The organism is Corynebacterium canis, assembly GCF_030408595.1.
Taxonomy (GTDB): Bacteria; Actinomycetota; Actinomycetes; order Mycobacteriales; family Mycobacteriaceae; genus Corynebacterium; species Corynebacterium canis.
Genome location: NZ_CP047080.1, coordinates 2,825,773 through 2,837,255 on the forward strand (window position 1 = coordinate 2,825,773; position 11,483 = coordinate 2,837,255).

Consider the following 11,483-nt stretch of genomic DNA (forward strand, 5'->3'; position numbering starts at 1 on the left):
CCACCCGATTCGCACTGTCCAAGCTATTACTGGGTCTTGTTCCATACACCCACCGCATCACTGAGGCGCGCGGCCGCAAACAGGGGCGGACCGCACACAAGTCCGGCTACTTCGGCGGCCCGCATCCACCACGGGCCGGGCTCCTGGGGGCCCTTTACCGCACCGCGCGGAACCGTGCCACGCAGCGAGGTGGGCACGAACTTACCATCAGCAAGGCAGCGTGACAACGACGCGCTAAAGCCGGCACCAAAGGCAAACATCTGTTCAAATAGCTGGCGCTTGGTGGCGCGGTGATCGTGCCACACCACGGCGTACGGCCAATATTGAATGGTGCCGCCGTGCAGGATCACGCGCCGCAACATATCCAAATCCTCGCCGCCGCGCGTACACCTACCGGCCCCGAGCTCCTCCGAAAAGCCGCCGATTTTCTGGAACACGTCCGCGCGGAACGACATATTCACACCCGCGCCAAAGCTCCCGCCGGGATACGGGTACAGGGGCGGCCGTTCCGCCGTGTCCAGGTTCCAGCGCCGCGGTTTCTCGCCGAAATCGTAGCTCACATAGTCCTCGAACAAGTGTTGGGCATGCGTGGTGGGCCTACTGCACACACGTCCGGTGACCGCCCAAATGGAATCGTCGTTGTCATAGCCGGCGAGCAATTCCTTGAGCCAGCGGGGGTCCAGCTCCGCATCGTCGTCCGTAAAGGCCAGAATACGTCCGTTAGCTGCACGAATGCCCACATTACGGGCGCGCGCAAGGCCGGGTTCGGGGGCGCGAATGCCGATGCCAATGCCGTCTGCGGAGTTATCCACCACCACGATCTCGGCATCGAGCCCCTCGATGGCGCGTTCGATATGCCCGAGCTTCAGCGGCCGCTTTCCGTCCGTACATACGATTATCGACGCCGCGCACGTCGGCTTCTTCGGCGGGATAAAGCCGCGCTTTCCAAGGGCGAACCCCACCGCCGCGGCAAGCACATGCACGCTGGGGCGCTTGGCGTAAGCGCGCTCGGGGCCTAGGTTGCTGAGCCAGGATTTCATGCGCCCCTCGTTAAAGGAACGTCGAATATGGTAGCTAAGCTTCGTACGTGATTTCGGCACGAAATGGTCCACGGCAAAGGCCGTGTGCCGGATAATGCGGCCGTGGATGCGCTGGCACAATTCGGTTTCCTCACCGCCGGCGGTATTGCCGCCCACGCGCCCCAACGCCGGCGAGAATTCCGGGATGGGGCGGCGAAACGCCATGGCCGCACCGATGGGATTGCGGATTTCCTCCCCATCGGCGGGCAGCCCAGCGTGATCGCAACCGTACACCCAAGCGTGCCGCTCATCCCCATGGCCGCTTTCGAAGTTCGGGTGGATGGCGCCGCCGATGCCGGTGATGGTCGGGTCGTCGAAAATGCTCATTGCGGCGCGCCAACCCGGGCGTGCCACGGCGTCGTCATCGATAAACACAACGACGGGGTTGGTGCCGCTGGCCACGCCCTTATTCCGCGCGTTCGCCAACGGCAGGTCGCGGATCACGGTGAGGGTATCCGCAGGCAGCAGCTCCTTTTCGATCGCGGCGACGCAATCCTTAAGGAAATGCTCGCGACCGGTCACCGTGCACACGACAACATCAATATTCTCCACGCCATTCCTTCCAAATCGTGCGCAATACCCGCTTGCCGTCCTGCCACGCATCGAGGTTGCTTTGCCCGTGTATGCGGTTGTACTCGTGGCTGGGCACCTCGGTGATGCGGGCCCCGAGCTTGGCGGCGCGGCAGGCGAATAACGTCTCGATCTCAAAGCCGTCGCCCCATTGCGGCAATTGCTTGGTGGTGGAAGGCAAGCCCCAGGATTCGAACATACTTCGGGAGAACGCGTTAAACCCGTAGCACAGGTCGGTGAATTGCGTGCGGAACAGCACATTAGCCAGCCGCGTAAAGCCGATATTGCCGGCAGAGCGCAACCGGGTCAGGTCGTCCGAACCGCCGCCGAGGAGGTAGCGGGAACCCTTGACAAAGTCCGCGCCGGTTTCCAGGGCCGCGATAAACCGTGGGATTTCCGAAACCTCGGCGGAACCGTCCGTGTCCACCATCACCAGGTGCTCGCCTTGCGACGCCACGCAACCGCACACCAGTGCGTTTCCCTTGCCGCGGCGGGTCTGGCCGATCACGGTGACCGGGTAATCCTTGAGGGTGCGTTTTGTGTGTTCTAGATCGCCGCCTTCTACCACCACGAGTTCGTATTCGGCGGGCATGCTGGGAAGAAGCCGAACGAGGTTTTCGGTCTCATTCATCGAGGGCAGGATTAAGCTCACGCTCATGGTGCAGTCCCCTTCCACAGCGTCTGTCTATGCAAATAATCCGCAAATAGTGGCGTTTTGTAATATTTCACTTGGGCGCAATGCAGCCTCGTTGCTCGCCCGGAAATTTGCGGCGTACATTTAGCTAAGCATTTGTTTGAGAAAGCTTTTGGCAGACGGCTTGATGCGTCGTTTTCGAATAAAATGGCGCTGACCACATGTGCGCCAATGGAACGTTGTGTAATTCCGTTGCATCGGCCGTTGGAGCAGCGGTGCGCGACCTTGTTTTTGCTGGTAGCGCGGGCGGGCTCGCCGCTTTGTCCGCCTTTGAAGCATCCCTCTCGGTTTCTTTCGTGCGCTATGGAACGCTGTACATAAACCGGGTATGCAGGCAATACGGACGGCGCAAACATATTTGAACTAACGCCCGTGGCGTGTTCCTTAAATAGAGTGCTAAACATCTGATAGTCCTTCCGCTAACCGGAAATAATAGACATCAGAAAGATAAGTGCAACCCTTCGCATCCATTAGCAAAGGTTATACAAAATATACCGAGATGTATTTTAGGCGATACTTCAGCACATATACGTGCGGTTTTACAACAAGCATCGTGCACGTAGCGCGAGTTATTTAAATTCCTCGCTACACCCTAATGGGGGTGCCGTAATCAGCGCAATGCAGTACTGCGCAACACCCACGGCAAGGAAGCCAAAGAACAGCGAATGCGGCAGCAGCGCCACCAAAATCCCCCACGTCACCGCGACGATGCCAAGCGCACCGCAGGTCCGCCCCAAATACGATATAAACAGCACTAATGCGGCGCTTAACGACGCCCCGATTGGCTCCGCATTCAGCGCCGCTACCGGTACCAGCCACACGGACAATGCACTGACCAAGAGTAACCCCGAAAGTAGGCCCGCCCGGACCACGAAATGATCAATGGATAACCATTCCACTACCGCTACGATGTGGATTGTCACCGTAATGAGCCACCACCACGTGACCGCTCCCCCGGGTTGACGCAGGTGGCGAAAGAACGTTCGAATTGGGTGCGGCGGGTCCGTGAGCCACACCAGGGTTGAAGCGCGCACGGCGCGCCCACCTGGAAAGATGAGCGCGCAACACGCCACCGTTACTGCGGATACCACCACAACATCGGAGAACTTGTCCAATACGCGGTGGAGCACAGAATCCGGACCCATATCAGCCCTTCACGGCACCAGCGGCGACGCCTTCGATGATGTACTTCTGGGCGGAGACATAGAACACCACGATCGGGATGATCGCCAGCACCAGCATTGCCATCATGGCGCCAAGGTCGCGGTTACCGTTGGAACCGACAAAGGATTGCACCACCACGGGGATGGTCTTGTATTCGGTGGAAAGGCCGATCACCAGGTAGGGCAACAGGTAGTCGTTCCACACCCACATCGCATTCAGGATCGCCACCGTGATCGCGGTGGGTTTCAACATGGGCAGCACCACGCGGAAATAGGTTTGCATGGGGCCGCAACCATCGATCATCGCGGCTTCTTCGATCTCGAGCGGGATCGACTTTACAAACCCGGAGAACATAAACACCGAGAGTGCCGAACCGAACCCAAGGTAGAGCACCGTGATGCCGATGGGGTTGTTCAGGTGCAGCATGTCCGCAATTTTCACGGTCGGGAACATCACCATTTGGAACGGGATGACCATGGAAAACACGAACATAAAGTAGATCGCCGAGGTCCACCAGGTTTTCACACGGGTGATGTAGTAGGCGGTCATTGCGGAGAAGAACACGATGGTGATCACCGACAAAATGGTGATAACAAAGGACCAGATGATCGCCCAGAAGAACCCTTCGCGGAGCAGGCCGACCGCGTAGTTTTCAAACCCGACCCACATATCGCCCACGGGGAGGGAGAATGCGTGATCCGAGATCGCGAACTTGCTCTTAAACGAGTTCATCAGGATAAACAGGATCGGCCCGACGAACACGATGGTCAGGAAGGCCAGAATGATATACACCAAGACCTGTACCGGGCCGAGCTTTTGCTTGGTCATTATGCTTCCACCTCTCGGCTCCGAGTGACCTTCAATTGGAATAGGGCGAACACAACAACCACCACAACGAAGATCACGGCCTTGGCCTGACCAACGCCTTCAACGCCGATGCGGTTAAACATGGTGTTCACGATATTGAGCGCGACCATTTCGGTTTGGGATTGCGGCGCACCATTGGTCAATGCAAGGTTCTGGTCGAACATTTTGAAGGTGTTTGCAAAGGTCAGGAACATGCAGATCGTGATCGAGGGCATCACCATGGGGATGGTCACGTGCCGCAGCACGCCCCATTTGGAAGCCCCGTCGAGCTGCGCGGCTTCGATAAGCTCCGGCGGCACATTTTGCAGGCCGGCGATATAGATGATCATCATGTAGCCGACCAATTGCCAGTTGATCAAAATGATCAAGCCGATGTAACCGTACTTCCAGTCCGCAATGATCGTTGTGCTGTAGTTGGCCAACACGGCGTTGATCATGGATTGCCAGGTATAGCCGAGCACGATGCCACCGATCAGGTTCGGCATAAAGAACACGGTGCGGAAGAAGTTCGTGCCCGCAAGCTTCCGGGTGAGCGCCCAAGCGATGGAAAAGGCGAAAATATTCACCGTTACCAGGGACACCACAACAACCAATGCGGTGAACCAGAAGGAACGCACAAAGCCCTCGCGCTCGCTAAAGGCCGCTACATAGTTGTCAATGCCGTTGAATTCGGCGTCGGCGATCGTAGTGAACTCGGTGAACGAGAGCAGGAAGCCAATAACGAACGGCACAAGGAACGCGATCGCGAAGGCGATCAGCGTCGGAAGCACAAATATTGGGAAGTACTTTTTTAATGACGCTTGCATGAGATTGCCATTCTGTACAAGATGTGGGGCCCGGTGGACCCCACATCAAAACTCATCGAACTACTTCTTGGCGGCGGCTTTTTCAGCTGCCCAGTTATCGACGAACGTCTTTACAACCTCATCCCAGCTCACATTGCCGGAAGCATACTGGCCCAATGCCTGGCCGAAGTCTTCCTTGAATTGCTGCGACGGGAAGTACTGGAAGTCCCACGGAATGGTGGTCAGTTCCTTATCGTTGATGGCCTCGGCGACTTCCTTTGCCAACGGATCGTTCGGGGTGTCTTCCTCACCGAAGTTATTAAACGGCGCGATAAACCCGAGGTCTTCAACCACATAGGTCTTGCCAGCATCGGAGGTGAACAACCAGTTCATAAAGTCGATGGTCGCCTTCTGGTCCTCTTCAGATGCCTTGTTGTTCACGGCCAGGTAGTTTTCCGTGCCAACGACAATGCCCTGCTTTTCCTCATCCTTCATGCCGGTATAGATCGGCATGAACTTGATGTCTTCTTCCTTGACAACGTTGCCGGAAACCTCGTTGATCTGGCCCCAAGCCCAGTTGCCGTTCTGCACCATGGCCGCCTTGCCCTGCGCGAACTCCGCCATCGAGTCGGTCACGGACTTGGACGGCGCCAGGGTCTTTTCCACGGTGGAGTTGTTCAGGTACAGGTCAAAGATGTTCTTGTATTCCTTGTTGTACTTGAACTTAAGTTCATCGCTGTCCTGAACGCCGAGGTCCTTCAGCTCGTAGTGCACCGGGATATTGGCCAGGTGCGTGTACCAACGCCAATCCTCGCCGGACGCCAGGGAGGTTGCTGCGAATGCGCCTTGAATCCCGAGCTGCTCCTTCTTGGACTGCATATCCTCGGCCACGGCCTTTAGCGTGGCAAAGTCCTTGATGTCATCGGTGCTGGAAACCTTGGCACCGGGCAGCGCGAAGTACTTATCAAAGATCGCTTCGTTGTAGATAATGCCGTAGCCTTCCACGGCGAAAGGAATGCCGTAGATTTTGCCGTCTTCGCCCTTGAGTGGTGGTACGTCTTCCTTGAGCGCCTTGGCGGTATCGGTATCAGACAAGTCGGTGACGTACTTTTCCCAGTTGTTCAAACCAACAGGACCATTCAGCTGGAACAGCGTCGGGGCATCAGACTTTCCAACTTCGGCTTTCAGCGTTTGCTCATAGGTTCCTGAAGCTGCCGTAACCACCTTGACGGGAACACCGGTTTCCTTGGTGTACGCTTCTGCAATCTTCTTGTAGGCATTTTCTTGTTCAGGCTTGAAGTTGAGGAAATATACGCTGGGCTTTCCGTCATCTCCAGATCCTGAACACGCTGCAAGCCCGCTGATTGCCACCGCGCCGGCAAACAGGGCCGCGAGAACACGCTTGTACACCATGAAAGTGTCCTTCCAATAAAGGGGTCCTCCTGAACAGGAGGTGAGTATGCTCTCAGCCTACAAGAGGTTGTGACCAGTAAGGAAATATCACCCCTTTATCGTGTCAGATCACACCCACACGATATATCCTTCGTTGAAAGAAATAACCAACCCTCCCGGTTACATAATGCAGATACACGGCCGAGTGGTAATATCCAGCGTTGAGCGTGGCAACCGCCCCGCCCTCTCACCACGGATCGTTCGGCACGTACCGCCGATGGAGGAAATCATGGCAACCGTGACGTTTGAAAACGCCACTTGCATCTACCCTGGCAACAGCACCCCCAGCGTAGACCGCGTCAACCTGGACATTGCAGACGGCGAGTTCCTTGTGCTCGTCGGCCCTTCCGGCTGCGGCAAGTCCACCACCCTGCGCATGCTCGCAGGCCTAGAGGATGTCACTTCTGGGCGTATTCTTATCGGGGACCGCGACGTTTCTCACGTTGAACCCAAGAACCGCGACATCGCAATGGTGTTCCAAAATTACGCCCTGTATCCGCACATGACGGTGCGCGATAACATGGGCTTCGCCCTAAAAATCGCCGGCGTAAGCAAGCAGGAAATCAACGAGCGCGTTGAAAAGATCGCCAAGACGCTCGACCTCACCCCCTACCTGGACCGCAAACCGAAGGCCCTGTCCGGCGGCCAGCGGCAGCGCGTCGCCATGGGCCGCGCAATTGTTCGCCGCCCGCAGGTGTTCCTGATGGACGAGCCCCTCTCGAACTTGGATGCGAAGCTCCGCGTGCAAACCCGCACCCAAATCGCCGCCCTGCAGCGTTCACTCGGGGTGACCACGCTGTACGTTACCCACGACCAGACTGAGGCGCTGACCATGGGCGATCGCATCGCCGTATTAAAGGATGGCGTGCTGCAGCAAGTGGGCACCCCGCGCGAGATGTACGATCAGCCAGCCAACGAGTTCGTCGCCGGTTTCATTGGCTCCCCCGCCATGAACATTGGCACCTTTAAGGTGGGCGCGGACGGCATTGCCACCCTAGGCAGCGCCCGCATTCCACTTTCCCTGGCCACCCGCAACGCGCTTGTCGACGCCGATCAAGGCAATATCACCATCGGCTTCCGGCCCGAAGCACTCGAGATTGTCGCCGAGCAGGAAAATTCCATCCCCATCAAGATCGACATGGTGGAGGAACTCGGTTCAGACTCCTACCTTTACGGTCGCCTCGTCGGTGGCGGCGATCTCGGCTCCGGTACGGACGCCAACCCGGACGGCGAGTCCACCGATCAGATCATCGTGCGTGCCGCGCCGCACACCGCCCCACCTGCGGGTTCCGTGATCCACGTCCGCATTAAGGAGGGCGGCCAGCACAATTTCTCACCTTCCACGGGTGAACGGTTGCCGGGCTAGCAATACCTTTGGGTAGTCGGTAATCAACCCATCCACGCCGAGGTCGATGAGCGCTTGCATATCGGCCTCGGCGTTTACCGTCCACGGCACTACGGACAGCGCGTGTTCGTGCGCACGTTCGATGAGCGCGGCGTCGACAAGCTGGAAGTCGGGGGACAGTACGCTGATGTCGTGCGCGAGCGCCGCCTGCACAATATCCCCGCCCGGGCCCCAGGGCGTTCCCTCAAACCACGTGGTTTCATCCCACAGCGCAACCAGCGGAATTCGCTTATCGACGCCGCGTACCAGCGCAAACGTGCGCCAGTCAAAGGATTGCACCATCACCCGCTCCGCCACATTGGCCGCATACACTTCCCGCAGTATCGCGTCCACAAATGCCTTCGGCTCGGCGCTGAGCCACGGTTTATCCGCCTCGATCTTGGTTTCAATATTGAAATGCACGTCGTATCCCTGTGCGATCTCAAAGACCTCCGCCAGGTGCAGGATGCGATTGCCCGCGGCGACCTCGGCGTGCGGAAAGTCCGGCAGCAGCTTCGCGCATTCCACCTCGCGCAGCTCCGCCCAGGTGAGTTCGTGCACCACTTCACCGACGCGGGAGGAACACTTTTCGGCCAGCAAGATCGGGTCGTGCCACACCGCGGGCACGCCATCCTTGGTCAACACCACGTCAAGCTCAAGGGTGCTTACCCCTATTTCCAGCGCGTTTGCAAAGGCTAGCGCCGATTCCTCCGTCCAGTGGCCGCGCCCACCGCGGTGCGCTTGCACGTCAAAACCCGTCGGAAGTGGGTACTTTTCCGCCCTGTTTATGGATCCCATGCCCCAGTTATACCCCCAAATTTGGTCAACCTGCGGAAAAACCGACTTGGGAATATGAAAGTGGGTTAATCCAACGATTCGCTCAATCGAGCGGCAGAAAAGCAGCAAAACTGCGGGCGCGCCAAATTGATCATTTTAGATCAGAAAATCGTTTTACCCGGCCCGCGCAAGCGCTACCAAGTTAGCCAAGGGATAGTTAGCTTCGCGCTCGCGTAAAATCACCCCCGCGACCCATCGGCGTCAATTCATCCAGACACTTCGCACACCATTGAATGTATTGCAAGCACCGATACTCGGTTACTTAGGCATCGATATTGCACCAGCGATGCGGGAGTTTCACAAAAGTGGCCACACAACCACTTTTTCAATAGATCGCAGCAGCGGCCGCCAGAAATCGCAAAATCACACCGGCTACTATCACTTCCGCTACCATTCCATTCAATACCTATAGCGTCTAAACTAGTTTCTGATTTCGGCTCTTGCATTCGGCGCCGCAAACATTTCCAAAACATTCAGATGCTGCGCTTTCGCCGGTTACACCCCTAGAATAAGCGGCGCGTACGCTCGGGTTGGCGCTGCTCCCGGCGGAAATTATCACCCAACCCGTTTTTAAAGACGTCACAGCCAGATGACGTAGAACACGTGACGCTAGGCCGCCAAATTCCCGCAATATATCCGTGCGGACGATGGAATATTTCACACACCGAATCACTGCCTGCCGCATCACTGAAGCCGCAACTTTACGTAAACCTGTATTCGCGCGCGGGTCATCTTTTCCAATATCTTATTCCGCCACCCAAAGCTCGCTCACGAAACAATATAACGGCATTAAATTAGGCAACCGGTTCCAATGCCGCGCCGCCCCTCCCCCGCGGCTACTCGCCACCGCGTTCTATGCGTTACACTTCATGCAGAAACGTCAACAACGAAAACAAAGGTTCAATAAGAGCCCCATGCAAGATTTATCTTGTGGCCTCTTTTTCTCATGCTGAGTTCATCTTGATTTCACAAAACACTTTTACATTGAAGCCCATGAGCAGCTTAGTTAGTCGCAGGTTTTTCCTAACCTCGACGGCTCTCGCTGCCGCCGCCGGTGCAATAGCGCATCCGGCGGCTGCGGCGAAGGAGCATTCGGTTTTCCAGCACGGGGTCGCCTCAGGTGACCCGCTGGCTGACCGCGTGCTGCTATGGACTCGCGTGTCGTCCCACCCGGAAGATGTGCCTGGCTCGCTGCTCGGAACCCCAACAACCGTTCAGTGGGAGGTTTCGGATAGTGAAGAATTCTCCCATATTGTGGCCACCGGTCAAGGGGTTGCTCTTCCTGATCAAGACATGACAGTAAAGGTGGATGCCACTGGACTACTACCGTATACCTCGTATTTCTACCGTTTTTCCGTGGTAGACGGGCCCTATAGCGGGCACCGCTCCCCTGTAGGGAAGACCAGGACAGCGCCAGGTAGCAACCAGGCTGTTTCTCATCTTCGGTTTGCATTTTTTTCGTGCGCCAATTGGGAAGCCGGATACTATGCGGCATATCGCGATATGGCCGAGCGGGTCGATATCGACTATGCACTTTGCCTTGGGGATTACATTTATGAATACCCAACTGGCGAATACGCTGGGAAACATCAGGTAATTCGTCCACACCAACCTCCCCACGAGTTGATTTCCCTTGCGGATTATCGGACTCGATACGGGCTTCAACGTACGGACCCTGATCTTCAGGCTGCCCATGCGGCGTGTCCTTGGATTGTTACTTGGGATGACCATGAAATCGCAGATAACGCTTGGGATGGTGGCGCAGTGAACCACGATCCCGATGAAGGCGATTTCTATACGCGGCGGGATGCTGCGCTGCAGGCGTACCTTGAATGGTTGCCTGTGCGCACCACGGAGCAATCCCAAAGCGGAAAGCTTTACCGAAATCTCTCTTTCGGGCCTCTCGCTGAGCTTTCGATGTTGGATCTGCGCACATACCGATCCAAACCGGTGGAATGGAACCACCTTGAAGACGTCGATGATGAATCGCGCACCCTTCTCGGTTCGGAACAATTCCAGTGGCTCAGCCACAAATTAACTTCGTCCAACGTCCGGTGGAACCTCGTTGGTACCTCCACCCTGATCACGCCTCTACATATCCCGCCCCTGGAAGGTGATGCGGGTGCCATGTTTGCAGAGCTATTGGATCTCCCCGATGCGGGGATCCCGGTCAACCCGGATCAATGGGATGGTTACGCCTCCGAACGTCGGCGACTATTCAGACTTCTTGCAGAAAAAGACTTCCGGAATGTGGTGTGGTTGGCAGGTGATTTGCACTCTTCTTGGGCTTCTGACGTGCCAATTGAGCCAGCTGATTACCCGCGTTCCGGAATTGTAGGCGTGGAGTTTGCAGGGCCTTCGGTAACCGCAAAAAATGGAGACGATATTTTGCGGTTGCCGGAGAAAAACTCCGTGTCTACAGGGGTTGAGCAAGCCATTACGGACCTCAACCCCCACATAAAATCGGTAAATTTAGATAACCATGGGTATTGCGTCGTTGAGATAACGCACGACTACGTACACACCGACTGGATCTACGTTGAGGAAAAGGAACGCCCCGATTCCCCCGTGTTTTGGTCACACGCCGCCCGCGCATATTACAGCGAAGGCGTGCAACTTCATGATCACCCCCTCCCAGCTGCCTAAACTCA

Annotated in this window: 9 protein-coding genes; 2 read left to right on the forward strand and 7 right to left on the reverse strand. The window is 56.6% G+C overall.

All coding sequences use genetic code 11. The features are described 5' to 3' along the window. Positions 1-26: 26 nt before the first annotated feature. The 6 genes from CCANI_RS12560 to CCANI_RS12585 all read right to left on the reverse strand — a co-directional run bounded on the left by CCANI_RS12560 (position 27) and on the right by CCANI_RS12585 (position 6,572). On the reverse strand, positions 27-1,631 hold the full coding sequence (locus CCANI_RS12560) for a glycosyltransferase (protein WP_186750184.1): 1,605 nt from the start codon (positions 1,629-1,631) through the stop codon (positions 27-29). Beyond that, positions 1,618-2,307, reverse strand: a complete 690-nt coding sequence (locus tag CCANI_RS12565; RefSeq protein ID WP_146324035.1) for a glycosyltransferase family 2 protein — start codon at positions 2,305-2,307, stop codon at positions 1,618-1,620. Before CCANI_RS12565 ends, CCANI_RS12560 begins: the two co-directional genes overlap by 14 nt. 605 nt (positions 2,308-2,912) lie before the next feature. Beyond that, positions 2,913-3,488 carry a hypothetical protein gene (locus CCANI_RS12570; RefSeq protein ID WP_146324036.1) on the reverse strand — a complete coding sequence of 192 codons (576 nt, stop codon included), beginning with the start codon at positions 3,486-3,488 and terminating at the stop codon, positions 2,913-2,915. A 1-nt stretch (position 3,489) separates the two neighbouring features. Beyond that, entirely contained in the window at positions 3,490-4,335 is an 846-nt protein-coding gene (locus CCANI_RS12575; protein WP_146324037.1) for a carbohydrate ABC transporter permease, read from the reverse strand. Continuing rightward, complete coding sequence (locus tag CCANI_RS12580) at positions 4,335-5,180, reverse strand: carbohydrate ABC transporter permease (protein WP_146324038.1); 846 nt, start codon at positions 5,178-5,180, stop codon at positions 4,335-4,337. The genes CCANI_RS12575 and CCANI_RS12580 overlap by 1 nt, the downstream gene beginning before the upstream one ends. Before the next feature lie 60 nt (positions 5,181-5,240). Beyond that, the gene (locus tag CCANI_RS12585) at positions 5,241-6,572 is read right to left on the reverse strand and encodes an ABC transporter substrate-binding protein (RefSeq protein ID WP_146324039.1); all 1,332 of its coding nucleotides are present in this window, start codon (positions 6,570-6,572) and stop codon (positions 5,241-5,243) included. 268 nt (positions 6,573-6,840) lie between these two features. Here CCANI_RS12585 and CCANI_RS12590 point away from each other — a divergent pair, with 268 nt between their 5' ends. Beyond that, positions 6,841-7,977 carry an ABC transporter ATP-binding protein gene (locus tag CCANI_RS12590; protein ID WP_146324040.1) on the forward strand — a complete coding sequence of 379 codons (1,137 nt, stop codon included), beginning with the start codon at positions 6,841-6,843 and terminating at the stop codon, positions 7,975-7,977. On the opposite strand, the gene CCANI_RS12595 is transcribed toward CCANI_RS12590, so the two are convergent. After that, positions 7,945-8,793, reverse strand: a complete 849-nt coding sequence (locus CCANI_RS12595) for a glycerophosphodiester phosphodiesterase family protein (RefSeq protein ID WP_146324041.1) — start codon at positions 8,791-8,793, stop codon at positions 7,945-7,947. The two genes, CCANI_RS12590 and CCANI_RS12595, sit on opposite strands and share 33 nt — an antisense overlap. 1,032 nt (positions 8,794-9,825) lie before the next feature. Between CCANI_RS12595 and CCANI_RS12600 the strand changes: the two genes are divergently transcribed. Beyond that, complete coding sequence (locus CCANI_RS12600; protein WP_246118190.1) at positions 9,826-11,478, forward strand: alkaline phosphatase D family protein; 1,653 nt, start codon at positions 9,826-9,828, stop codon at positions 11,476-11,478. The last annotated feature ends 5 nt before the right edge of the window (positions 11,479-11,483 follow it).